The sequence below is a fragment of the Metamycoplasma buccale genome, assembly GCF_046774455.1.
Classification (GTDB): domain Bacteria; phylum Bacillota_I; class Bacilli_A; order Mycoplasmatales; family Metamycoplasmataceae; genus Metamycoplasma; species Metamycoplasma buccale.
This window is the reverse complement of sequence record NZ_CP177249.1, coordinates 373,097-399,721: the sequence shown is the minus strand read 5'-3', so window position 1 is coordinate 399,721 and position 26,625 is coordinate 373,097. Positions and strand designations below refer to the sequence as shown.

Below are 26,625 nucleotides of genomic sequence, written 5' to 3'. Positions count from 1 at the left end.
ATTTTCATTATAAATTACTATTTTTTGACAAATTAATGCTAAAATAATGAAAAGTAGGGGGGGTGTACCCTGATTTTTCAAAGTTAGTGATAATAAAGTCTACATAATCTGGAGCAAAATGATTAATTTTAATCATTTTTTTATTTTTGTTCATTCTTTTTAATCTCTAAATTTTAAAATTATATATTTCTTGAAAATAACAAATTTATTTTGCACATAAATCCAAAACTTTAGTTATATTATCAGTTAAACCGACTAAGGTTAATAAATCACCTTCTTTAATCATAAAATCACCTTCTGGTAAAAATGATTCTGTTCCCCTTTTAACTAAAACAATGGAAACATCATATTTATTTCTAAACCCTAAATCTTTAATTTTAATATTATTTATTTTTGGATTTTTAACATATGTTGAGCCAGTAACGTAACCATCTTGTAATTCAACTAACATTTCTGAATAAGAAGAAAAACTAGGGTTTGCAACTAATAAAGCAATACGGTGACCTGTCTCATTTTCTGGATTAATAATAGTTGTCACCCCAATTTGTTTTAAAACATTAGCATGACGTTTAGAAGATGCTCTTGCAATAACTTTTTTGACACCAGTTTCTACCAATGCTGCTACTATTTCAATATTGTCACTTGTTGCAACTATTACTACATCAAAACTATCAATATTTATTGCTTGAAGAGTCTTAATTTCAGCAGCATCAGCAACATAAATTGAATCTACTTCATCTTTAAAAGGAGTAAGATGTTTTTCATCTTTATCAACTAAAACTACTTTTATATTATGCTCATGATCAAAAATAAGTTGGTCAGCAATTGCAGTTCCCAATCTTCCTAATCCAATAATACAAATTTCTCTAGATTTCTTAAATATACTCATAGCTCAAATCTCCTAAAATAATTTTATACTATGTTACATAAAAAATATCTTTTAAAGAAAAAATCAAATTTTATTTATAAATAAAAAAAATAAGAAAAATAAATTATTTGACAATTTATATTTAAATATAGGTAAATTTTTTTATACTAAATTTAGGTTTTTCTGCCTTGGGAAAGAATTTTTAGAAAAAAAAGTATAATTATAAACTATGAAAAGAGCGGAAAAGAAAGTAAAAGGAGCTAATAACTTTTTTAGTCGTTTCAAAAAATTTGGAACTATTAAATACATTTTACTTATTTATGTGCTTTTTACAGTGGTTATGTCACTTCTTTTATTATGACCAATTACTCATAATAAAGATAAAATGGCACAACTAAAATTTAATTATGGTGATGCAATTTTTATTGCCTCATCAGCTTTTAGTAACACTGGTCTCTCCACTTTTCCTATTGCCGATGCTTTTAATGAGTTCGGGCAAGCAATTATTGCAATTTGTATTCTCGCAGGTGGCTTTGGAATTTTTACCATTAAAGTTTACATTGTACAAACTATTTTTGGTTTAAAAGCAACAATTTTCAATAGTAAAGTTACACAAGTTGAAAGAGGAAATAACACCTGAGGTGATACAAAAAAGCTTATTAAAGTATCAATTACTATTTTATTAATCACTCTTATTATCTCGTCAATTATCTTTACTATCATTTTTTATACAAGTCCTTATGGAAAATTCGATGATACTAAAGCAGCGAGTATAAACAACGAAAATATTTTTAATCCTTACGATTATCAAAAATACAACCCTTATCATAATTTCAATCGATCAATAAAATATGCTATTTTTCATAGTATTAGTGCACTAAATAATGCTGGGTTTGATATTATGGGTACCAAAAATTTAGCTCCATTTTATTCAGACTTTTCTATTCAAATATTTACATTAATCTTAATTTTTATTGGTGGTGTTGGTTATCCTGTTATTTATGATGTGTATTGTAAATTAAAAAGTTTAAAGAAAACTGAACCAAGACATCGTTTCTCACTTTTCACTAAGTTAACGTTAATTACTTATCTATCAGTTACTATTATTGGCTTAACATTTACCTTAATCTTTGAATTAAGTAATAAAAATCCTAATGCTTTTTGAAATCAACCATCATATGGAAGTCCATTTGAAAAACTATTCGCTATGTATTTTCAAACAAAATCTACTAGATCTGCAGGATTTTCTACTATTGATTATCACCACTTCACTAAACAAACAATTTTAATTCATAGTATTTTAATGTTTATTGGATTTTCTCCAGTATCAACAGCTGGTGGAATTAGAAATATTACTATTGCTATTATTTTCTTAAGCATAATAACAATGCTAAGAGGAAGAAAAAGTATTATTGCTTTTAAAAGACAAATTGGAAAAGAAACACTTATTAAAGCAACAACTATTTTTGCAATTGGAATTTTTCTAGTATTTATTGGCACACTTATTGCTTATTCAGTCACAACATTAGAAACATATAAATCAGGAACTAATGAACTTGATTTAACAAAAAAACAATATGACTTTATTGATGTTCTATTTGAAATATGTTCGGCATTTGGAAATGCAGGACTATCAACTGGAATAACTACTAAAATCACTACTTCTATGAAATTAATGTTAATAGTTTATATGTTTATTGGTCAATTCGGAATTCAACAAACCATATTATTTTGAGGTAACACACATAAAAAAGCTGAACACTATCACTATATTTATGAAGATGTTGCTATTGGTTAGGAGAAAACTAAAATGAAAAAAAATAAATTAAAGGCATTAATTGCAATTGCCTCCCTAATTTCTGCAAGTTCAACAGCCTTTGTGGCAGGAGCTTGCAATAAAACTACTAACAAACCAACCCCAAATCCAAGTAATCCTAATGAACAAAAACCAGTTTCTGGCAAAATTAATTATTTAGCATTTGGAGATGAATGATCATTAGGTCAAAATGAAAAACAATTAAACCATTATAATGAAACTAAAAAAGAAGTGTATGGAATTTCATATGCTTCATATATTGCTAATTTAATTAATCATTTAAAAGATACAAAAACTTCTTTAAATGAATATAATAACTTTTCTTTAGCTAACTCTACTTTAGATGATTGACTTCATTTATTAAACCCAGAAAAATATAAGAAAAACAATTCTATTGAACAAACTTTAAACTACAATAAAAAAATTCTTGGCGAACAAAAAACTAAATCATTATTTAATAATTTTGAATTAAAAAATAATGAATATTCATTCTTTAAATCAAAAATAAAAAATGCAAACTTAATGACTTTTTCTTTAGGAATGAACGATTTTATTTCTCAACAAGAATTATTAAAATTAATTTGAGAATTAACTTATGGTATTAAAGATGTAAAAGATGCTAAAGCATATTTAAACAAAGTTTTAGATACTATTAATAAAAATAAAGAAAATATTATTAATAAATACAATGCTTTACTATCTGAAATTAGAAAAATCAATCCTAATGCTAATATTAATTTAGTAGGTTATATTACTCCATTTTTAAAATTAGCTCAATTATTAGAAAATAAATTTGGTGAAAACCAATTAGAAAAAATTACCTCGATAGTTAACAATACATTAGCTGCTATAGCAAAAAATAATAAAGTTAATTTCTTTAATTATCAAGATACAAATTATGTAAAATCAAATGTAGAAAAATTAACAAACGGAATAACTAGTCCTACTTTAAATTTCTATGGTCAAAAGAAACTGGCACAAGATATTTTTATGCAAATGTCTTTAAATTCAAATGACTATAAAAATTTGATTGATTCTAAAAATTCAACAAATACTCAAGCTTTATTATTTAATAAAAAATCTACTTCAATAAAAACAGAAGTCTTAGGAATTTCTGGTTCTAATACTAATACTTATAAGAAAGAATATAGTTTTGAAGGTATTAAAGAAAACAGTGATGCTATTAAAAATGAACTACAAAATCCTTACAATGTTAATTGACTTGCTAAATATCAAGCATATTTTAATAGTGGTAGTTTTAATTGAGAAAAAATTAATGAATTTATTGAAAGTATTTTAAAAATTTATAATCTTAAACTAAGTGATTTTCCTACTTCACTTGCAAAACTTCAAAATGATTTAAAAGACAGTAAAAATAAAGAAATTTTCAATAAGTTAATTAATGCATTTTTAAATAATCAAGAATTAAACAAACGAATTAATTTATTAAACAAAGATATTGATACTTTATTTAATTCAAAATCACCAAAAAATGTAAAGATTGATGATGTTTGAAAAATTATTCAAAAAGACTTAATTTCAAATGAAGCATTATTTAATATTGCTTCAGAATTTTTTCAATCAGAATTTTTAAATAGTAATGAAAATAAAGTTAAACTTATTAGCTTTTTAACATCATTTACAAAAGATTTATTCCAAACTAACATTACTAATAAATTATTGCCAGAAAAATTATTATCACCACTTAAAAATGCATTAAAAAATGAAAATGTAAAAAATAAATTAGAGATAATGATTAATAAAACAATTTCTAATATTATTTCTAATCCAAATGATTACTTTAAAAAAGGTAATACTTTAAAAGAATTTACATATCAAATAATAAATAATCAAAAAGATGAATTTTCAAGCTTGTTAAAAGAAATTATTACTTGATTAAACGAAAATCCAAGCGAACAACAAAAAATTGCCAAAATAATAAAAGATGAAATAGCTTCTATTTATAACATTAAAGAACGTGAAGAATTTGATTATTTTATCGACAAATTTTTAGCTAACTTAAATAATTTTGAAGGAAATGTTGATTTATTAAACGCTTTAATACAATCAAGTTTAAAAGCATATTTTAACAATGCTGAAACAATAACATTAGGAAATATTTTTAAAGATTTATTTGATAGTTTATTAAAAGAAAGCAAAGAAAATACTTACAATGCTAATCATAAGTTACTATTCTCATTAGTAAGTTTTGTCCCAACAAATGATGTTGATCAAACTAAATATAAAAATGGTCTTAAAAAATTAGGAATTAAACAATTAGAAAACGACGAAAATTTAAAAATTGAAAATATAGCTAAATGACTAGAACCAGAAAATCAAGCAACTATTATTAATATTATTAAAGACGTTTTAAACAATAAAGATAATAAACTAAATGAAAATGGTAAAGAATTTTTCAAATATATTGTCAATACATTTATTGATAATGGTTTTGCTGAAAAAGGTTTTATTAATAATTTATTAAACTTAGCATCTGATTTTGTAATCACTAAACCAATTGTTAACTTTTTAAAGACCAATGGTTTAGAAGCAGAACTAACAAAAGATAATAAATATACAAGTGCTGAAGATTTTACTAAAAAATTAATCGAAGAAGTATTTAAAACCATCAAATCAAAATCATTAATTGATGAAGTTAAAAAAATGCTAGGAAGCATTATTGATAATAGCAATAAATATACTTTTGAAAGCTTGCCTGAATTAGTAAGCAAAATTTTAGCTAATATTGAAGAAAACAATGCTAATGTTCTAGTAGAAACTTTACTAAAAGAATTAGGCAATAATGAAAAAGTAATAGATATGGGAATCGATTTACTAAAGGCATATTCAAAAGTTAAACTTGACCATACAATAAATGAAACTGACACTGCTGATATTAAAAAGATTGCCATTACTTTACTTAAGAATATGGGAAATACTAATTTCTATAAAAACTTTGTTAAATTCGTAAGTAGTACTGCTAAAAAATTAGTAGATGATAAAGTTGATAGTTTTGAAAAATTCTCTAACGAATTTAATAAAGCAATTTTAAAATATTTTTCAATTAAAGAAAATCCAAAAGTTCTTCAAGATATTTTTGATATGTTTACTAGCAATAATTTAAATTTTGGTAGTATTTTAAGAATTATTAAAGCATTCTTAGATAAAAATAAAACTACTGAATTTATTTTAGAAAAAGTAAATTTAAAACAATATATTGAAAAATTAAATGAAATTAAAATTGATGAAACAAGATTTGATAGCGAAACTATTAAGTTTATTAAAGCATTAATCGAAGATACAAATAAGTTTTTAAACGAAAATTATGAAACTCAAATTTTACCTTTAATAAAAGAAGAAATTAAAAATTTTATTGACGATGAATCAATAAAAGCCAAAACAGTAAACGAATGGCTTTCACATTACTTAGAAAAAGCAAAAACTAGAATAATAAGTAAAATTAATGAAATCTTAAAAAACTATTTAGAAACAGAAAAATCAAAAGATTTTAAAGAACATATGGCACAATTTTTAACTTCATTAATGCAACATGACTTAAAAATTAATAATCTTTCTACCGATACAAAACAATCATTTGAAAATGCTATTAAAAAACTAATTCAAAACGCTTCCTCATTTCAAATTGTTGAAGCAATTGCAAATCAAATGTTTGATAAAACTATAAAAATTTTAAAAGATCAAAAATCAGATTTTTCTAATTTTAGAATGAATAATATTTTTAATATTAATACTATTTTAAAAAACATTAATTATGAAAATATTGAAAAATTTGTTAATGAACTAGAAAGTAAAGAACTTAAAGATATTACTCTTACATTACTAACAAATATTGCTAATTTTTCTAACTTATTCAATCAAAAAAATAATAAATTAGAAAATAATGAAACTTCTCAAACTTCTTTATTTTCTGAAAAAGAAGAATTACCATTTGAAAGCTTTTTTAAAATTTTTAAAGCAGTTTTATTAAAACTAACCAAAGAAGATAAAAAAGAAATCAATGATAAATTAACAGAAGTTTTTAAATCTTTAAAAAGTGATGAAAAATTTAAAAGCTTTGTTAAAGAAAAATTGCAAGTAATTAAATTAGAAATTTTAAAAGTTAATAAAGATAGTGAGGTATTTGCTAATAAAATAATTGATAAATTAATGAATATTATTTTTGAACACGATCCCTTATCAAATTTCATCACTAAATTATTAGAATCAATAATAAATTTAGATGAGGAGGCTTTTAAAACTAATAACAATTTCAACAAATTAATTAATTATTTACTTTTTCAAAGCAAAAACAATTTGCAAACTTTTATAAAAGAAACTATATCCTTAGCTATTAAAGATGAAGTTTTAATTGAAGAATCAATATCATTTACTTTAAACGAAATTAATAAAAAATATAAAATTGATTCTAGCTCTGCAGAACAAGAAGCAATTAAGAAATTATTATTAAGATTAATTAAAAAAATAGGAAATTTAGAAATTGTTGAAAACATTTCCAATGCTTTAATAGATAAAATAGCTAATATTGAAATAATAAAAAATAATAAAATTCAAACTTCAACTTTATTAACGAGTTTAGTAGATGCTATTAAAAACATTGAATACGCTTCTTTAATAAAAGAAAAAAATATTAAAGAGTTAATAAATACTGCGTTAGATAAAAGTGTTTCTAAAGATGAATTAAAAAGTGAATTAATGTTCTTATACCAGTATTTAAGAAATAACATTCCTAAGTTTCAAGCTTCAAATAATAAACAAAATAAAAATTCAGCAAATGTAATTGATGAAAAAGAAAAAGCATTCTTAAAAAGAATAGAAAATTTAATTTTTGAAGCATTAAAAGCACTAAATGGATCATTAAAAGAAAATCAAAATGGTGCAAATGCTTTAAAAGAAGTTGTTTATGAAATTTTAAAAAATGAAATTCAAAAATTAAACTTAAAAGATATTAAACAAGAATTCATTGATAAAGAAAAATTAGAAAAAATTGTTAATAAAGTACTTTCTTACTCTGAACTTAAAGAAATTACTGACCTTATTGTTGACAAAATCTTAGCAGGCGAAAAAATTAACAATACTAAAACAACTGGTGAATTTTTAAGTAAATCTATTGAAACATTAAAAGATGATTTAAAAGATAAAATTAAAAACGTTCTAAAAAAATTGATAAAAGATAAAGATATACTAACTATACTAGCAAATACTATTATTGATTATTTAAAATTAGAAAATACTAATGATGATGATAAAAAATTAATAAAGGGTATTATTAGTGGAATAGTAGACAAAGCTATAGATCATGAAATAGTTGATAAAAAATTATTAACTAGATCAATTGAAAAATTTAAAACTAATATTAATAAATTTGATTTATTGAATCCTACTAAATGATTTAACGATGCTATTAATGAAATTAAATCGGTTTTTAGTTTTAGTGATGCTTTTATGCTAGCCGATTACATTGGAACGGAAGAAAATAAAATTATAAATGGTGAAAAATTAATTAAACTTATTAATTTAATTTTTGGTAAAAGTAAATTTGAAGATTCTCCACTTTACAATGGTTTAAGAAATTTAAATTCTGACAAAAAAACTGATATGAAATATTTAAACAGCGTAATAAAAGAGCAAATTGGGAAAACATTTGAAACACCTAAAAAGGGCGATGGTAAAGATCCTAATAATGTTAGTGCTAAATTAGACCCGCTTAAATTAATTGACACAATTTTCAAAATGTTGGGAGAAGAATTTAAAAAAGATAACGATAATAAATCTGCCACATTTAAAACTAGAGCAAATACCGAATCCTATAAAGCAACCTATCGCTTCTTAACTACATTAAACTTTATTTTATTTGAAATGTTTGGTAGAGAAACTCTTGAAAATCAAAGAGATAATAACAGTTGAGTAAATCTATATAAAGGAACAAGATCTTTAATGTGAGAAATTCAAGAAGGACAAAACCTTAGTTGAATTCCAGGAGTGGGAAACAAATTCTCAGGAATGCAAAAATACTTTGACAATGTTAGAAAAGAATTTAATAATTATGTAACAAAAGTTACTGGATGATTTGGAAATAATTACCACTATTATGATGAAAGTAATTATGGACCCGACTCAATTACTTATTTAATTAATTCCAGTGGATATAATGAAAAAGAAAAAGATAAACTAAAAACTTTTAAATATAAAGTTACAGAGAATGGCGAAGCAAATTCAATTAGTAAAAAAGAATACATATTAATGACTTTAAAAGAGGGCGGATTTGGTAAATTCATGAAGCTAAATAAAGTTAAATCTAATAGTGAGTGAAGTGGATTAAATAAAGTCAACGTTGAAGATTTTGCTTAAAATAGGTAGTGTTTATTTTTTAAGGGTTTTAGAAAAACAAAAAAGCATTTTTCTTTACACTCTAATTCTACTCTATTTTTGCAGAAAAAAAGAATATTTAAAAATAAAATAATTTCAGTAGAACTATTTTGTAATTGTTATTTAAGCACACTATTATAATCTTACATACGCACGCGTGCGTAGCATAATGCACGCACTAGTGCGTGTAATGGAAAATCTATAAATTTATTAATTCAATCTGAATATTATTTTGTGAATAGTTAAAAGGATTAACTATTTTTTGAATAATTGTTTTTAGACTAAATATTGAATAATCTTGATTAATTCTTGATTTAATAAGATGAGAAACATATGACTCTGCAGTATTTCCGTAATAGATTAAATTATCTTTAGTGATTTCTTCAAGACCTTTAAGATTAGATTTAATGTAGTTTGTAAATTCATATAATAATTTTGCTCTTTTTTCATCGAAGGCATTATAAATATCATTCCAATTATTTATAATAAAATTTAGAATAAATCGATAATTATTGTTTTTTAAATTATCAATAATTAAATCTTTTAAATTTACATTTATTTTTTGAAAAAGTTGGTTTAATTCGTATTTTAATTGATTTGAATTATTGAATATAACATTAAATTTAGATTTAAGATGATATTTGCATAATATATACTTTGCTTTTAATCGATTAGCTAATGACCTTATTCATTTAGCACCATCTCCAGAAATAACTATTTTTAATTTATTTGAATAGAAAAAGCGAATGATAAATAATATTTTCCTAGTCAAGGCATCAATTGTTCAATTATTTTTAGGTGAAGACAAAATAATTAAATGGTTTTTGCAAATAGGTTTTTTGTTTTCATCCAATAAAAAGAAATTAATCATTCTAGCTTTAATTTTAGTAATATGGTTTCTCTCTTTTTTAGCTTTAAAATATGTATCATCCATAGAAATGTATATAGTGTTTTTTGATTCAGACTCAATATTGTATTTTTTTAAATTATTTAATTTAATATCTTGATAGTAATTTTTTCTAACGATATTAAAAATTGTAGTGTGGTGTAAACTATAAATATTAGCTATTTTTCTATATGTTAATCCATTTAAATAAATTTTAGTTATTTCTTTTTGGATTTCAGTATCAATATGCTTATATTTATGTAATGTATCCGACAAAACATTATAATATTGTAACTTATTATTTACAAATTTACAATATTTTCTAATTCTTACAGTCAAAAAATTTGATTTAAAATAAACTTTTCTAGTTATTCATTCTTTTACTATTCATCCCTCATTTTTTCTCTTTAGAGAAACAAAGAAATCATCATCTGTTTTGTGTATATAATTTAGTATTATTTCATTAGTATTCATATATAAATAATACTTTAATAATAAAAAAATGCCTTTAATAAAGGCAAATTTCTTTAATTATTAATTTTCTTTTCTTCAAGAGTATTAATGGTTACATTTTTTAACAAAGTAATTCTTTCGATACGAATTTTTTCATATTTTTTATTTAAAATTAACTCTTTTGATATTTGTAATGCTTGAAAATATGTAGGATATGTGCCACAAGAGACAGAATTTTTCTTATTAATTCCAAATCCACGTAATCGATATAAACATTTATTCAAATTTTTCATTATTTTGTTTTAGTTGTCCTTTTCCTATAAATAAAAATTATCAAAGGTATTAATGTTCCAATAAGGCTAAAAATTGATAAAGTAGTAATTAATCCTATTGCTGCAGGACTTAATTTTCTTTTTGCTTTTCAACTATTTTTATCTTCAGTGCTTAATTTTCCATCATAGTCATTATTTACGGTGAATTTTGCTTCTCCATCAAAATTTTCGGAATTTGGTTTTATTTTGAGAGTCAAACTATTTTTTCCATTTTTAGCTATTAAGGATTTTAGAAATTTTGGATTATCTATATTTTCAATAAAATAATCTTTACCATAAGTTAAATTGAATATTAAATTCTTATTTTTAATTTCATTTTCAACTCAACTAATTATTTTCGATTTAATATCATTATAGTTATTCGATTTTATGTTTAATTCATTAATTAATAATTCATTAAAATTAAATTTAGTTGTAGTATTATGACTATTTTTTAAATCAATATGAGTTTGACCACTAATCATTGGATGATTTGAATAAAGTTGCAACCTTGAAACTATATTCTTATAAAACAAATTAGTTATAACAGTTTCAAATTGTTCTTCATTATATATAACATTTTTTCCTAAAATTAATTCTGAATCAATCTTTGTTAATTCTTTTTGTATGTAATCTTTCAATAGCTTTGCTATTTCTAATCTTTTTTTCTCATATTCTTCTTTATTATTATAAGATACATCAAAATTGATGTCATATAAATCTAAATTTATCTTTGATAAATCGATTGGTTTTGAAACATAACTATTAGCAAAATTAATTACTTCAAAAGTTAATTCTTCATTGGTTTTACCATCTTTATATAAAACTTTAAATTTAACAACATTTTTTAAGGCATTATCATTATTTAAATATACATTTCTTAATAAATTTAATATTGATTCATTTATTTCAGGAATGCTTAATAAACTTTCATTAAGAGCCATATTTTTTGTTTTTAAATAATTTAAAATTTGGTTTTTTATTTGATTAATAATTAAATTTTTTATTTGTTCATCTCTAATTTCACCTTTTAAATTAATTTGATTAGGCTCAAAATCATCAAAAAGTGAAGAAGGTTTAAAATTTGTAGATGCAAATATTGATGAACCAGTTAAATATCAATCATTAGTATATTTATCTTTTAGCTTAAAAGTGAAGTGTATTTTATCATTTAATATATATCAATCAAATGTTAATTTTTCTTTATCATTATCTGAATTACCAATTAAATCAAAATATGATTTATTTAATCATTTTAAGAATTTAGATTTTGAATTGTTTTGAATCTGTTTTCTTAAAAAATCTAATTTTCAATCAATATGTATTCTATTTTTATTTTTTTGATTTAGAAATTCAATTCTATAAATTTGACTACTAGTCAATAATTTATATCTAATATCAGAAGTTTTTAACTTATAAGTTAATTTAAATTCGGTTTCACTTATAAATTCAAATTTAGATATTTCCACTAAATCTTTATAAGCAAAATTTGCATATTTTTTCATTAAATCAATATTATTGTTTTTAACATATTCCAAAAATTCAAATTGGTTATTAAATTTATTATTTTCAGATGAAAAATCAAAATTTGGATTAATATTTACATCTTCTGAATTTCCTTTAGCAAGATATGTAATATATTGTCTTCAATATTCTTGAATTTGTTCATATTTTAATAAATTTAATTGTTCTCTATAAATATTATGTTTTTTCTCTAAATATCTAGAAAAAAATTCACCAGTTGTGGTTTTTCATAGATTTTTAATTGAACTAATATCATTTATTTCACTAAATGTTTTTCCAATCATATTGTCATCATTTTTTATTCTTAATATTTTAAAGTTTGATATTGAACCATCAGAACTTCTAGTATAAAATAGATATAGCCCTTCGGTTGATATATATGAGTTTTCAGAGACTTTATTTTCAAGCTTGGTAGGATTATTTCATTTATTGAAATTAAATGCAGAATTGTTATCTAATCTTAGCATATAATAATCTTTAATTTCACCAAATAATTGTCTTAAAGCACCTTTAGAAACTACTGAAGCCTCAGCAATAAATCCTTTATCACGAATTTTAGTTCCTATTGAATTTAGCAATGTATATGCATATGGTGGAAGACCAGTTTTTTGTGCATAAAGTTTTTCAATTGAATTCATATTTTTTATATCGTCATATAATGAATATTTTGAAGTATCAAATCAAACTAATTCTTTTTTTGTTCCAGTGTTTTTATCAATTAAAGGGTCATATTTTGGATTTTTAATTGGATTACCATTATCATCTCTTTTAATATTTCCTTTTTCATCTTTTAAATACTCTTCAATTAATTCTTGTTGATTTTTATTATTTTTAGGGTCTCACGCATATCATTTAAAATCAAGACTGCCTGTTTTAGTCTCAATAATATACTTTTTAGTATAAGTTATTTTAGGAGTGGTATCAGTATTGATATTGTCATATTCTTCTATTGTGATTGTATATTCATTTTTCTTATGAGAGTTATTTTCATCCTTAGGTTTGGATTTATCAACACCATCATTATGAATTCTTTCATCATCTGAAGCATCATTTCTATTATCAGTTAAAGGAATATCAAATTTATTATTAATAACATCCACTTTTTTCCCATTAACTTTAACAACATAATTATCATTTGGTGCAGTGAATGAAAATTTAGCTAAAGTATGCAATTTATATGTTCCTAAATAATAATTATTTCCATTTAAACCTATTGGTTTATCATTTTGTATTCTTCTAGGTTCATCATCAGACATTCCAGTAGGGTTATCAGAATTTATTTTATTAAAATTTAAATATTGACCAACTTCAGATAAAATAAATTTTGAAATAGTATCTAATTTATCTAATTTATTTGATTTAATGAAGTTAAAACCTTGATTTTTAATTAAAAGAGTTTTAATTCCAAATGTTTCGTTAACCATATAAATGTTAATTGTTTTATTGTCATCATTTATTTCATATTTAAGTCTTCAAGTTTCATTATCAAAAGTATATGATAATTCATCTAATTTTTTAGCTCATTCTAAAAAATATTGTTTATTTGTTTTAAACAATTCGTATTCAGGTTCTTCTCTTCGATAATTATCAATAGTATCTCTATTATAATCAGTAGTTAAATCAACATTTTTATTTTCTAAAATAAAATTTTCTTTTTTTAATTCATTTTTAAAATAATCAAATGCTTTATATTCCGATCTTATTTTTGTTTTTAAAGTAAAAGATATATTTTCTTTAAAAGTAAGGGAACTTAAAAAATAGTGAATTAATCTCGGTGACCCGCCTCCACCGTGTCCATTATGTCCGCCTCCAGACAAACTTTCTGTATCTGAAACATGTTCTCCACTTCAATTAGAAGCATTAGATAAATATCTATCTCATAGTTTTTCAAAAATAGAATCTAGTTGATTTTCTAAATCTCAATATTCTTTTTTTAAACCTATTTGATTTTCTAAATATTTTTCAATTTGACTTCTAAAAAAATTCTTTATATTATTTTTTATTTTTAATTTTGAAGACCACTCAGTTTTATTTTTGTCAAATGGTGGTGCTACTCGGTAAGCTCTTTGCGTATACAAAAATCACTTAATATTTCTAAAATTAAAGAAATGTTCTGGTAAATCAATATTTAAATATTTTGTATTTACATTTGGTAAGTTTTCAGTTCATTCATTAATACTAGATATTTTATCTTTACTAATATTTCCATCGCTTGAATTTGCTTTTCTTTTATCTTGACAAGCTTTTATACCAAGTCCTAGTCCTGCAAATGATAAAACCGCTAAAGTTCCTAATAATATTTTTGTTCATTTTTTCATAAGTTCTCCTTTATTTATTTAAATTTCCATTGTTAAACAATAATTCTTTTTCAATTTCATTGAAATATGATTGAAATTGAAATCTAGTTGTATTATCTATTGATAAAATTCCACCACCTACAGGTGCTGATGAAATATATTGAAGTTCTGATTGAGTTAATGGTATTCGATTTTCAAATAGATTTTTAAGAGCTTCAATATCTTGATAGTTTGACCTTAAAGTAATAGAATATTGCATATTTTCAAGAATACCGGCTGATTTAGTTGATACTAATTGGTTTTGATTAAAATCCATAAAGTTTTGAGTTCCTAAAACTAGCATTCCGCGATATTTTCTAATAGTTTTTGCAGTATCTCAAACAAAGTCTAATGCAATTGGATTAATTGGGTCAATAAATTTATGGGCTTCATCAATTACTAACATAATTCAATTATTTCCATTAGGGTTTGAAAAATAATTATTTGATATTTTATTTTGCAAAAACGAAAGAATTAAGAATAAACCTGCTTTGGATGCTGGTGAATCATCTTTTGTAGACAAATTATATGTATCAATAATGTTAAAATGTGAAGATAAATTAATATTTGTATGTCCATTATACAAAGCTTCATATGGTGAATTATTAGTAAATTCAGATTTTAAAGTGGCAAGTAACATTTTTTGTGATTTAAGGTAAATATCTCTATCATTTTTGTTATCAAATTCATAGTTTTCTAAAAAATTAATGTAATCATTTATTGTAGGATAATCAGTATTCCTTAACTTCAAAAAATTAATATTTTTATCATAAAAGTTTCATTTATTATAAAGTTCAGTTAATGATTTACCAATGAATCTAACTTGAATATCATTAAAATTACACATTAATTTTAAGAATTTTTGAACTTTTCTAACATTTGTTGAAATAATGATTTTATTTTGATTATTTATATTTAATTGTTCATTAAATTGCAAGTCCAATTGTAATGGATTAATTAAAGTATTAATACCACTTCCCATTTCAAAAACTTCACCATTAAACATTTTTGCATATTTGGAATATTCTCTTTGTGGGTCTAATATAACTATATCTACTCCATATATTAAATAATGTAAAATCATTTTTTTCATTAAAGTTGATTTACCTGCACCTGGTGTTCCAGTAACCAACATATTCGAATAAACTCTTTGTGAATTTTTAGTTTTAATATCTAAAAATAAGGGTGAATTAGTTGTTCTATCAAATCCAAACAACAAAGGAGTTTTATCATTTAATTCTGAATTAATAAATCCTCATCCTCTTGACACATTATCTGAAACCATTTCTAAATCATTGTTAAGTGTATCTCCATTTAAAAAGCAAGCATTGCTATATCCTTGTTTTTGCTTAAATAATAAGGGGTTTAAATTGGCACTAACTTCTGAAGCATTTAATTGATTTTCTATTTCTAAAATATTTAGCTCTTCTAAATTATTCCCTTGATTAACAAAAATAAAATTACTATTAAAAATATTCATATTTTGTGTATTAGCTAAATAAATTAAATGTTCGATAGCTTCTATTTCAATTGCTGATTTCATAGTTTTAAATCTAGATTTATTGTTATTATTAATTTCCACAATCGATGAAGCTTTGTTAAGTATTTTTTCTTTTAATGAGTCATCAAAAGGTGATAAATTTCATATGACTGTAGAATTTGATGAAAATAACTTATATACTCATCCTTCGGGAATTTCAATATTATTGAAATCATTAATTGCTTGAAAAGATATAAATTTATCATCAACAGTAACATATTTTTTATTGAATTCAACATTTGATGGTGCCAATAAACTTAAATCAAAGTTATCATAACTATCAACATTTAGATTAACTTTAAAAATTAAATTTAATATTTCAATTAGTTCTTTCTTTTCTAATATTTTAGGATTAAATTTTGTTTGCAATAATTGACCTAAAATTTTAGTTCTTTTGTTTTCTAAATCAGTTACAGAATCACCAAAAATTACTAGATAATAATTATGAATATTGTTTTGATTATTTAATGTTTCTAATTCTTTTTCATTTAACAAACAATATTTTTCCGCTAATTCATTTGATTTAACAATTTCACTTTTAAAATTTTGCTTGACTGCTCTTAGATTTTCTGATAAATCAATCGAAGAAGAAGTTTTTACAATTGATATTTTATCTTCAATTGAATTTAATAAACTCGTAAATCTATTAAATTCATTTTCCCTATCTTGTTCAGAATTAACAAAAACATTAAATCCTTTAATTTGAATAACAGAGAAATGACTAAAGATACCAAAATTATTTTTTCTAGTTATTACAATATTATCATTAATAATTTCTTGATAAGGTATTAAATGAGCGGTAGTATTTTTTGTATCTTTTTTATATTTTCTAACTCCTACTCAATATTTCATTGCTCTAAATGCTAAAACATAAAATCTGCAATTATGTTTTTTTGAATTTAATAAAATTCAAAATGTTGAACTAAAAATAATTATAAAAATAGCAATTTTAAACTTTCAATTAAAGTTGTTAGTAAACATACTAATTACCAAAGATATTGTGAAAACTATGAATAAAACTATTAAATCAAAAACAGTGAAATTCTTTCAAATAGTTAATGTTTTATCTGCTAATTTTTTATTTTGTAACATAATTATTTCTCGCTTTCATTAGTATTTTGTTCTTTGTCAGTATTAGTTTCATTATTAGGGTTGTTCAATTCTTCTAATTCTCGTTGATATTTAGCAATTGCTAATTTATGTTCTTGTTCTTGTTTTATATTTCTTAATCGTGCTCGTTTTTGTTCTAAATATGAATCAGCATTTGAGTTTGTATAAACTTTATATGCTTCAGCATTACGCTTTAATATTTCTTTTTCTTTTTCAATTTGTGAAAGTTTAAAGCTTTTTAATGAATCTAAATCCTTTAATGCATTTTTGTTTAGAATGCCTGATTTATCAGTGGCAAAGGTTTTATATGAATCTAGTATTTTCTTTTGCTCTAATGGCTTATTTTTACCAACTGAAGCGAGTGTAGATTTAATAAAATCTTTAGACATTCCCATACTTTTAGCAATGCCTTTATTATTAGCTACTTTTGATAAGTTTGTTGCTTTACCAAGCAATCCACCTACTGTATTAGCAAATCCACCTTTAGCTAAAGTTGCTCCTAAAGTTGCTCCACCTGAAGCAACTGCTGCTCCTGCAGCTGCTGTAGCAGTACCTAATTTAACACCACCTCTAATAAATTGAGCAGCTTTTTTAAATCCAAAATTAGACACTTGAATATCTAAAATATCACCTATTAATTTATTAATTGATTTTGTGGCATATGCTGCACCGATATAAATAACTAAATCTCCAATAATTTGAAGATATGATAATTTTGTTTTAATTGGGTCTAGAACTAAAATAAATATAATGAAAAAATTTAGAGATAATAACGATAAAAATATACTTATTGCACTTTGAATAAATGCATTTTTTCAATTCATAAGAGATTTACCATTATCATCAATAGACTTAGCAGCAACTAATGGTGAAATTAAGAACAAAGTAAATTGCATTAATGAATTTCTAAGAATATCAACTAAAATAGCACCTAATATAATTAAACACATTCAAGCTACTACCATATTTTTAATAAAAATTAGTGCTACTGGTAAAGAACTTGGTATTGATTTTGCTAAAAATATATCAAATCCTAATGGAGCAAATTGTCCTTTTTCTACTGAATCTTTAACTCAATCATCAGGTATACCTTTAGTGCTATTTAATGATGCATATAATTGTGATATAACATCAGCTTTTGTACCAGATTGTAATTGTAAAATATTAGTAAAATATTTAAAAACTATTGCTGATACTAAATTTAGTATAAATATCATAAAAGGTAATAATAAAGCTCATAAAAACGCTGATAATGAAGCTCTTAAAACATTTTTAAATCTTAAATGTTCCATATTACTATTTTTATTTCTTTTAGCTAATTGATATTTGATAAAAGAAAATATAATGAAAATTATTGTAAATAATAACCCATATATTAAAAATGCTAAAAATGCAATTGGTAATTTTGAAAAACTAAAAGTATAGTCACTTGGTTCAACTTGAAAAATAATTAGGTTAAGTAATTCAAAACCAAAAAATCTAGCAGCCTTAAAAAGACCTTGCAAGATTAAAAACGGGAAACTAATAAATATTCCCCAAAATAGTGAAAATACTAAATATAAAACAGGTGATAGTGCTATTGTGAATATATTTGAACCCATATTAGTTCTTATTTAGAAAAATAAGTATAACCAATTCCAGCAAATACAAAAGATAAAGTTATTACAATTAATGTAATGAACATCGATAATATAACATTAGATAATTTTGTTAACTTTTTGTATTTATCGTCAAATTTATATTTTGTTATCACATTTTCATATTTAATTCTAATTTTAGTTCTTCTTAGAAATATGGTAATTAATCAAGTGAACAGACCTAAAATTAGTGGTGAAAAAGCAATAGCTACATAAAATGTTCAATGTATCATAAATTCTCCTTTAATTTAATTAATTAGATAAAAATGTCGAAGCCACTTTTAAAATGACTGGTATTAATACAACAAATAATATTAAAAAACCAAATGATAATCAAATACCAACAATTCTTGATTTAGCTTCTTTTTTTGAAGTTTGTGTTTTTGCTGTTTTTAAAGCAGCAACCGCTGAAAAAGTCATAACTATTGCAATTAAAGCAAAAACAACAACTGCATATCCGGCTAATAATGACACAAAGGGGTTTATTTGATTAAAAAGTTCTGATAATGCTTTTTTTAATGTCCCAATTCCTGCACCAGAATCCATAATTCTTCCTTTCTTAAATTTGTAAAGAAAATGAAAAAAAGAACACTAATTTTTTTTCAATAGTGCTTGCTTTATATTTATGGCTGCACGCGTGCATAGTATTTTGCATGCACTAGTGCACTCATAAATTAATCATACTCTTTACAAACAACAGAAATTATCAAAGAATGTTGTTTATTTTAAGGAACTATATTTTATACCAAAAGAATTTTTATATTTATTTAATCATTGTTCTAATGCTTCTAATGCTAACTTAGTATTATATTTTTTTAATTTACCAATAGTAAATCCTTTTGCACTTGAACCATATTCTTTACGACCAAAGAAATATTCTCTAATGCGATAAAAGTCAGGAGATTTATTATCATAAAAATAATCATTGTTATCAGTGTTAAATCCTAATAAATAAGATAAAGGATTTATAAATTCATTAACTCAATTAATTATTTTATTGTAATGAGATGGTTTGTCGTAATAAAATTTTAAATCAGGTGTTGAAAATGAATATAATTTATTATTAATTTCTAAAGCAACTTTAAGATGAACTAATTCTCCCTTAATTATTCTTATTTGAATCATTTCTTTTAATTTTTTTAATTTATCAGGACCCATTGCTTGCAATTGTTCTAAAAGAGTTTTATTTTCATTATTAACATTTTTCATCATAAATTTATATAAATTTATTAATTCAATTATTATGCGTCTCATATTAAAAATTTCAGTAAAAACATTCATAAAATTTTCAACAGTTAATCATAATGGTAATGCAGTTATATTTTCTTTTTGAATTTCTTCTTTTTCTTCTTCTGTTAAACCTGCTAATTCAGGGTCATTATCTTTTAGACGGGATTCAGTAAAGAATTGATAATTAGCATATCATTTGTCATAAAAGGGTTTTTCATATTTTAAATTTTTTTGATTTTTAGCCAATTCTTTTATATTTTCTCATTTTTCATCAAAAATATGTCTAACTTTTCTTACGTAATCTTCATATTCTTCTAATACTTTTAATGCTTCATTATATCTTTCGATTTTTCTATCAACGCTTTCAAACTCTGAAGTTTCATTACCGCTTGCATCTAAAACTTTTAGTTTATGAATATTCATTATGTAATGAAATAGTTTATGTGGACCAACTATATCTTTACCTTTTAAATGTTCAGGTACTTTGGGTACAGGGATATCATATAATAATTTATTATCAAATCTATCTGCAGGATTAACTTCAGGCCTTTTAGGCAATGTAGGGTTTGGCAGAGATGGTTTTTTAGGTGTTCTAGGTTTATCATATAATCAATCGCAACTTGCTGAAACAAGTGGAAGTGATGTTGCTGTTACTACAGGTAATAATGATAAAAATATTTTTTTTGATTTCATAAATGTCCTTTTATTATTAATAATTATACATTTTAATTTAATGTTTTGCTTATACACATACGCACTAGTGCGTGTATTATTTATGCACGCGTGCGTATAAACTAAATCTTTAATTCGTTTAATGATGTTGCTCAAATTGATATTTCAGTTTTTCTTTTAAAGAAATATGAATTAATTTTACCTTCGATTTGAACCAATGAATTTTCTTTTAAATTAAAATTATCTAAATTGTTATTAGAATTTTCAAACAAATATACAACTATTGGTGCTGGTCATTTTGCTGCATCTGTATTGCTTGGGTCAAATAATATAAAATTAAAAGTTATATATTTATTACCATTTTTAGTTTCTTTAAATTTTGATATTTTTGATGCTCACCCAATACCAGTAAATTTATTATATATTTTATCCATTATTTATCACTTTCTAAATCATTTGATGATTTTTGATTTCATTGTACATACTCTTCAATTAATTCTTTATTCTTTAATAATAGTTCTTTAAGTCTTATTTTTATGATTAAATAAATTAAATGACCTTGTTTATATTCTTTCATAAAAACACTAAAAGGAGTTATTGAAAGATAATGGTCGAATAAATTAATATATTTATATGTATATTTTTCTAAATTGGATTCTATTTTTTCTATATCTTCAGAATTGTCTAAAGGTGAATATCCATCTAAATCACTAAACATTTCAACAGCATTTTCAAAATCATTTTGCTCATTGCTAATATAATATTTAGCAAATCTTTCAATCAAATATTGTTCAAATGGGCCAAATGCATCAATGTTTCATTTAGAATGTTTGTTTAATAAAAAATATTTAATAGATTTATTAAGCATTTTTAAATTCCTTTCCATTAGTTTTACTATATTTTCATTTTGTATAATCTTGAATTAAAGATTTATTACTTGATAATAAATCATAGTTATATGCATCAATCATTATTGGTAATAGCATATCTTTTTTAATTAAATCTAGTAAATCTTGACGAGGAATTATCTTTAAATAATCTTGCAAAGCATAAAAATATCCTAGTAAATCTTTGCTAATTTCATTAGCTCAATCTTGTGTATATGCTCCAAATCAAGGAGTATTTCCATCTTCAACTTTGCAGCATTCAGAAACAATATCGTTAAATTCATTTATTATTCTATCTTTATCATAAGTATTAACAAATTCTTCGATATACTCTAAATGATTTGTTTCATACTCACTGATATATTTATTATTATATTTTTCCTTTGGTAATGATTCAAAGAAATCTCTTATAGTTTTATTTTTCATATTTTTATTCCTTTCATTGTTCATTATTTATAATTGGTAATCAATAATTCTTTAACTATTGGACATTTTCCAAATTTAGACATATGATAATTAATCTTTTCATATTCATAAATGTTTCAATTTTTGTTTGAAAATTCTTTTCTAATTTCAGCACAATCTCTAAATGAAATAGCAATATTTACATCATAATTTTTATTAATGTTTTTAACGTCATCAATAAATTTGTTTAAATTTAATGAGTTTTTATAGAACTTTGAATATTTAGATTTTTCATTATAGTAAGGTGGGTCAAAATATATAAATACTTTTTCACAATTTTTAATGGTTTTAAGAATTTTGAGACAAAAGGATAAATAATCATTTGAATCAATTTGAATTTTTGATAAAACATCATTATATTTTTTTACTTTGCTTCATAAACCATTTTTAATTTTTGTTTCATATTGTTTAATTGCTGATTCAGTAATACTTCCATAACCATTAAATCGAGAATTATTATCTTTAATATATTCCCATGTTAAAGGAAATATATTATCAAAATCATTTAAATATACTTTTATGTTTGAATATAAATGTTTAATATTTACAGATACTATACCAGAACCACCAAAAGGTTCTAAAAATGTTGTAATTTTATTATTTATATTCTCTAAATTAAAATGTTCCAATAATCAATGTAGCATTTTATACTTTGAACCTACAATTCTTATTACAGGTCTAATCAATTGTTTTGGATAAAGCACAAAATTGCACTTCATATTCTTCTTAAAATTCCTAAATGATATTATTACATGTCTTCTAAGTTCTTAATAACTTGTTGAAATTTTTTATAGTCATCAGAATTAACAAAATTTTTAAATATTAATTCAATTCTTTCTTTATTAAAGGGGTTAGTTTTTTTAATTTTAATATTATTATTCATTTTAAATCATCCTTATTTTAGTATTTATTAATTTTTCAAATTATCAACAGGTATTCTAAAATTTTGTGCATCTTTTATTTTTTTTGAGAATTGACCTCAATCATTTGTTTAATAAAATACTGGTATTATTGAATTATTTTTAGATAATTTGAATATTCAAGATTGATATGGTACAAAACTCATTCTTTGACTTACTCATTTTAATTCTTCAATATTTAAATCTTCTCTCAAACAATTAGTAAATGGAAATGAATTTTCGTGTCATCATTCTCTTCCATACTTTTGAATTAATTCATAATCAGTTAAGAAACGATCTTCTTCATCAACTTTCATATTTGCGGGAAAATCATTTCTAAAAGCGAAATATTTTTTAAATGAATCAGAACCGTACTTTGTATCCATATTAAAAATTCAACATTCATCAGATAATTTAAAATTATTTAGAAGATTCATAATTTTATTATTCATTGCTTTTTGTAAATTTTTAATGAGTTTTTCTCTTGTTATTTTAGTTTCATCACATTGAGATAAAATGTAATTAATAACTTCTTCTTCATTAGTTAAATTAATTAATTGTTGTTTTTTTGTCATTTTTCTCCAAAAAAATCATTAAATCCTTTAATTGCTTTTTCTACAAAATTAGGATATTCTTTACGATTAATACCAATTTTAATCTCATCATTATAGTTTATGTGATAAGTATTTCTATTAAAGTTGCCACATATATATTTATCTTTTTTAGAAGTAAAATTAAAAACTAAATGATTATCATTAATTTTATTAATAATTACATCTTCTTTTTTTACATCTAAATCGCTAGCTATTGAAGCAATTTCATATCCTCAACTTTCAGCTCCTCAATCTCTAAAGCGATATTGATATTTTGCATTTCTTGGATTTTTTATGGTGAAACTTACTATATCTATTGCTGGTGTCATTTTTAGTTCCTTTGTTTAATTATTTCAATTAATATTTTTGTAGTAAAGTTTGTTACCATTAAAAGCAGATTCTATTCATTGAATATGTGTTTTTTTAAACACTGTAAAACCTTTTCCAATACTTAAGGGTAATAACATATAAGTATTTTTAATTGTTTTATCTCTAACTATATAACCTGTTTTAATTTCATTATCATAAACAAATTTAACATTTCAAACAACGTCTTGTAATATTTCATTCACGGGAACTTTATTTTTCTTAAGTCATTGTTTTTCTAATTTTTTAATTTTATTATTCATACATCTTCCTTAAATAGATTTAAATCTTCAAATTCCAAGATTTTTTGCTACATTTTCCAATTTTTTAAATAAAAAAGTCGGGAAAATATAATCAAGGGCAAGGCAAATCCAAAATTTTAAATTCTTTAAAAGTTTCAAATATTTGCTTTTTAAACTCAACAAAAATAGAATCTTCTATATTAGTCATAATTTTGTTTGAATCATCAAAATTTAATATTTCTCTAACAAATTCATCAACTCTTTCAACATATTTATGTACTTGAAAAAATTTTAAATAAAACATTATTTCATTAGAAAAACTTGTTTTTTTGATTAATATTTTTGGTAAAAGATAGTTAAAAAAGGTTATTTTCTCCAAAATAAAATTTTTTAAAGCATCCTTATTCTTTAATTTTTGATTATGAATTTTCTTTATTAATTTCAATATTTTTCTTGTTTTAATAAATTCATTAAATATTAAATTACAAGCAATTTTAATATCATAAAATGTCTTATTTTCTATAACATTTATTTTTTCATTCAATAGCTTTAATTGTTCGTCTAAATTATTTTCATTATCAATATGAACAATAAAACTGCAAATCATTTATGCTCCTTAATTTTTAGTTTTTCAAATTACAATAACTTTTTCTTTTTCAACCATTTTTTTAAAAACTCATCATTAGATTTTTGCTTAATATAATTTTCAATTTCACATTTATCAAACTCTGATAAAATAAAATTTTTTAAAAATTTTTTTGAGAAGTTTTTAATTGGACTATTTTTTATTCTAGGAACAAAATATGATAATCTTTTTGAATTAAGGTTTGGGTTATGACATAATCTCATACAATTTTTGTTATTCACTTTACTTTTATGTGTTAAAGTTAAATACTTATATTTGTTATGCTCTTGAGAAAGAATTAATGCATAGTGCTTACTTTTATAACAGTATTTAAATTTGAATATATACATTTTATTAATCATTTGTTATAATTAAATTAGAACTAAGCAGGCGTTGTCATTATGACAATGGAGCTATTGATTTATCAATCAATGGGGCTTAGTTCCTTTTTTTATTTCTTAATTTATTTCTTTGTATTCTTTATCAAATTTATTTTTAAGGGCAATTAATTTTATTGCATCTTCAACACATTGTTCAATGTTTTCATTTATTTTTATATTTTCAAGTGCATATTTAATTTGTAATTCTTTAAAACCTAGTTGTTCCATTGTTTCTTTAAATAATGAAAGATATTTTTTATTTTGATTTGTTCTATTCATTATTCCAAGATTGTCCTCAATAATTATTAAGTCTTGGGTCAAAATTATTTTCGATCCATTTTTGATATTTTTTTGAATAATAATCAGAAATATCTCCCCAAGCACGCGGTGAAATATATGTAATTGAATGAATTTTATCTCTATAATTATCTGCTAATCAATTTGCAATAGTTTTTCAACCATTATTTAATAAAAGCATAGCTTTCTTTGGACCTATTCCTTGTAATGAAATTAAGTCTTCAAATAAAATTAATTCTTTTATATCTTCAAATCCATAAGTTGTTTTTGTATATTCATTTTCAATGCTAGAAATAAAAATTTTTCTAGTTTCACCTTCCTTGAATCTTTTGACATCAGGAATATTTATTAATTCACCAATATCATTATTTTCAAAAATTACATAATCTTTATCTATGTTTATTATTTTCCCTATTTTATATAATGTCATTTTTTTCTTTCCTTTCATAAGTAATTTTTATTTAGTTTTCTTCTAGTTGTTTAACAATATATTTAATTAAATCAGTTGGTATTGAACTTCTTGTGTCATAACCACAAACTTCACTTCAATTTTTTGATTTTAGTGTTGATTTTTTTAAATTTAATTTTTTATTACTAAAAAAATTAGTTGGTTTTTTAGTAAATGAGTCACTATATGCATTGTAATGTGCTATATTTTTAAATCCTTTAATATTTAAATGGTTTTCAATTCATTGTCACACCTTACTTGTCAAAGGGTTTTCAATAACTCATGCCTCAGGTTTATAATGTTCAATAATTGCTAAAGTTGCTGCAATAGTATCTTCTCCAATAATTCTTTTAGCTTCTTTCTTAAAAAAGTTTCTTTTTCTAAAATGATTAGTCTGTTTTATGTTTCAATCGTCAAAAAAATTCTTATTTTTAATTTCTACATAATTTTTTGAAATTTTATTTCATAAGTTGCAGGGATTATCAGCTTGAGACCAACTTTCACAAGGCGGAGATGCTAGAATAATGTCTGGTTTTGGTAATTTGTCTAACTCATCAAATAATTTATGATTTGATATTCTTAAATCAATAATTTTATAGTTTTCATTTTCTTGATGTTTTCTATTTATTCCTATGCTAATAACTTTATATTTA

The 26,625-nt window shown here is 22.7% G+C and carries 25 protein-coding genes; 3 read left to right on the top strand and 22 right to left on the bottom strand.

The genetic code is table 4. The features are described 5' to 3' along the window. Window positions 1–7 precede the first annotated feature (7 nt). Both ACLFP3_RS01645 and ACLFP3_RS01640 read right to left on the bottom strand, forming a co-directional pair. Window positions 8–154, bottom strand: a complete 147-nt coding sequence (locus ACLFP3_RS01645) for a hypothetical protein (protein ID WP_412031244.1) — start codon at window positions 152–154, stop codon at window positions 8–10. A 51-nt stretch (window positions 155–205) separates the two neighbouring features. Beyond that, window positions 206–889, bottom strand: coding sequence for a potassium channel family protein (locus ACLFP3_RS01640; RefSeq protein ID WP_412031243.1), 684 nt, complete (start codon window positions 887–889; stop codon window positions 206–208). Between the two features lie 208 nt (window positions 890–1,097). On the opposite strand from ACLFP3_RS01640, the gene ACLFP3_RS01635 reads away from it, so the two are divergent. Continuing rightward, entirely contained in the window at window positions 1,098–2,666 is a 1,569-nt protein-coding gene (locus tag ACLFP3_RS01635; RefSeq protein WP_412031242.1) for a TrkH family potassium uptake protein, read from the top strand. A gap of 12 nt (window positions 2,667–2,678) precedes the next feature. Then, on the top strand, window positions 2,679–9,053 hold the full coding sequence (locus ACLFP3_RS01630) for a hypothetical protein (RefSeq protein WP_412031241.1): 6,375 nt from the start codon (window positions 2,679–2,681) through the stop codon (window positions 9,051–9,053). Window positions 9,054–9,270: 217 nt separating this feature from the next. On the opposite strand, the gene ACLFP3_RS01625 is transcribed toward ACLFP3_RS01630, so the two are convergent. The 20 genes from ACLFP3_RS01625 to ACLFP3_RS01530 form a co-directional block, all read right to left on the bottom strand. Beyond that, window positions 9,271–10,431 (bottom strand): Mbov_0401 family ICE element transposase-like protein, encoded by a 1,161-nt coding sequence (locus ACLFP3_RS01625; RefSeq protein WP_412031240.1) that lies wholly within the window; start codon window positions 10,429–10,431, stop codon window positions 9,271–9,273. Window positions 10,432–10,484: 53 nt separating this feature from the next. Continuing rightward, window positions 10,485–10,703 carry a hypothetical protein gene (locus tag ACLFP3_RS01620; protein WP_405312040.1) on the bottom strand — a complete coding sequence of 73 codons (219 nt, stop codon included), beginning with the start codon at window positions 10,701–10,703 and terminating at the stop codon, window positions 10,485–10,487. Next, a complete protein-coding gene (locus ACLFP3_RS01615; protein WP_412031239.1) occupies window positions 10,703–14,563 on the bottom strand; it encodes an Mbov_0399 family ICE element protein in 3,861 nt (1,286 codons plus the stop codon). Before ACLFP3_RS01615 ends, ACLFP3_RS01620 begins: the two co-directional genes overlap by 1 nt. Window positions 14,564–14,573: 10 nt before the next feature. Further along, window positions 14,574–17,213 (bottom strand): Mbov_0397 family ICE element conjugal transfer ATPase, encoded by a 2,640-nt coding sequence (locus ACLFP3_RS01610; protein ID WP_412031238.1) that lies wholly within the window; start codon window positions 17,211–17,213, stop codon window positions 14,574–14,576. A 2-nt stretch (window positions 17,214–17,215) separates the two neighbouring features. After that, window positions 17,216–18,832, bottom strand: a complete 1,617-nt coding sequence (locus ACLFP3_RS01605) for an Mbov_0396 family ICE element transmembrane protein (RefSeq protein ID WP_412031237.1) — start codon at window positions 18,830–18,832, stop codon at window positions 17,216–17,218. A gap of 8 nt (window positions 18,833–18,840) precedes the next feature. Further along, window positions 18,841–19,101 carry a hypothetical protein gene (locus ACLFP3_RS01600; RefSeq protein ID WP_412031236.1) on the bottom strand — a complete coding sequence of 87 codons (261 nt, stop codon included), beginning with the start codon at window positions 19,099–19,101 and terminating at the stop codon, window positions 18,841–18,843. Window positions 19,102–19,120: 19 nt separating this feature from the next. Continuing rightward, the gene (locus tag ACLFP3_RS01595) at window positions 19,121–19,414 is read right to left on the bottom strand and encodes a hypothetical protein (RefSeq protein WP_405312032.1); all 294 of its coding nucleotides are present in this window, start codon (window positions 19,412–19,414) and stop codon (window positions 19,121–19,123) included. 174 nt (window positions 19,415–19,588) lie between these two features. Next, window positions 19,589–20,791, bottom strand: coding sequence for a variable surface lipoprotein (locus ACLFP3_RS01590; protein ID WP_412031853.1), 1,203 nt, complete (start codon window positions 20,789–20,791; stop codon window positions 19,589–19,591). Window positions 20,792–20,892: 101 nt separating this feature from the next. Then, complete coding sequence (locus ACLFP3_RS01585) at window positions 20,893–21,204, bottom strand: hypothetical protein (protein ID WP_412031852.1); 312 nt, start codon at window positions 21,202–21,204, stop codon at window positions 20,893–20,895. Next, window positions 21,204–21,638 (bottom strand): hypothetical protein, encoded by a 435-nt coding sequence (locus ACLFP3_RS01580; protein ID WP_412031851.1) that lies wholly within the window; start codon window positions 21,636–21,638, stop codon window positions 21,204–21,206. Before ACLFP3_RS01580 ends, ACLFP3_RS01585 begins: the two co-directional genes overlap by 1 nt. After that, a complete protein-coding gene (locus ACLFP3_RS01575) occupies window positions 21,631–22,083 on the bottom strand; it encodes a hypothetical protein (RefSeq protein WP_412031850.1) in 453 nt (150 codons plus the stop codon). Before ACLFP3_RS01575 ends, ACLFP3_RS01580 begins: the two co-directional genes overlap by 8 nt. Window positions 22,084–22,106: 23 nt before the next feature. Continuing rightward, window positions 22,107–22,841, bottom strand: coding sequence for a DNA adenine methylase (locus ACLFP3_RS01570; RefSeq protein WP_412031849.1), 735 nt, complete (start codon window positions 22,839–22,841; stop codon window positions 22,107–22,109). A gap of 29 nt (window positions 22,842–22,870) precedes the next feature. Continuing rightward, window positions 22,871–23,005, bottom strand: coding sequence for a hypothetical protein (locus tag ACLFP3_RS01565; RefSeq protein WP_412031848.1), 135 nt, complete (start codon window positions 23,003–23,005; stop codon window positions 22,871–22,873). A gap of 108 nt (window positions 23,006–23,113) precedes the next feature. Continuing rightward, on the bottom strand, window positions 23,114–23,596 hold the full coding sequence (locus tag ACLFP3_RS01560; protein WP_412031847.1) for a hypothetical protein: 483 nt from the start codon (window positions 23,594–23,596) through the stop codon (window positions 23,114–23,116). Further along, on the bottom strand, window positions 23,575–23,943 hold the full coding sequence (locus ACLFP3_RS01555) for a hypothetical protein (RefSeq protein ID WP_412031846.1): 369 nt from the start codon (window positions 23,941–23,943) through the stop codon (window positions 23,575–23,577). The genes ACLFP3_RS01560 and ACLFP3_RS01555 overlap by 22 nt, the downstream gene beginning before the upstream one ends. 15 nt (window positions 23,944–23,958) lie before the next feature. Beyond that, window positions 23,959–24,243, bottom strand: a complete 285-nt coding sequence (locus ACLFP3_RS01550; RefSeq protein ID WP_412031845.1) for a hypothetical protein — start codon at window positions 24,241–24,243, stop codon at window positions 23,959–23,961. A gap of 64 nt (window positions 24,244–24,307) precedes the next feature. Beyond that, window positions 24,308–24,829 carry a hypothetical protein gene (locus tag ACLFP3_RS01545; protein ID WP_412031844.1) on the bottom strand — a complete coding sequence of 174 codons (522 nt, stop codon included), beginning with the start codon at window positions 24,827–24,829 and terminating at the stop codon, window positions 24,308–24,310. 476 nt (window positions 24,830–25,305) lie between these two features. Next, on the bottom strand, window positions 25,306–25,506 hold the full coding sequence (locus ACLFP3_RS01540; RefSeq protein ID WP_412031843.1) for a RuvA C-terminal domain-containing protein: 201 nt from the start codon (window positions 25,504–25,506) through the stop codon (window positions 25,306–25,308). Then, complete coding sequence (locus ACLFP3_RS01535; protein WP_412031842.1) at window positions 25,499–25,954, bottom strand: helix-hairpin-helix domain-containing protein; 456 nt, start codon at window positions 25,952–25,954, stop codon at window positions 25,499–25,501. The genes ACLFP3_RS01540 and ACLFP3_RS01535 overlap by 8 nt, the downstream gene beginning before the upstream one ends. Window positions 25,955–25,985: 31 nt before the next feature. Beyond that, window positions 25,986–26,225 carry a hypothetical protein gene (locus ACLFP3_RS01530; RefSeq protein ID WP_412031841.1) on the bottom strand — a complete coding sequence of 80 codons (240 nt, stop codon included), beginning with the start codon at window positions 26,223–26,225 and terminating at the stop codon, window positions 25,986–25,988. A gap of 217 nt (window positions 26,226–26,442) precedes the next feature. On the opposite strand from ACLFP3_RS01530, the gene ACLFP3_RS01525 reads away from it, so the two are divergent. Beyond that, window positions 26,443–26,571: a hypothetical protein gene (locus tag ACLFP3_RS01525; protein ID WP_412031840.1), complete on the top strand. Its 129-nt coding sequence runs from the start codon at window positions 26,443–26,445 to the stop codon at window positions 26,569–26,571. Window positions 26,572–26,625: the final 54 nt, after the last annotated feature.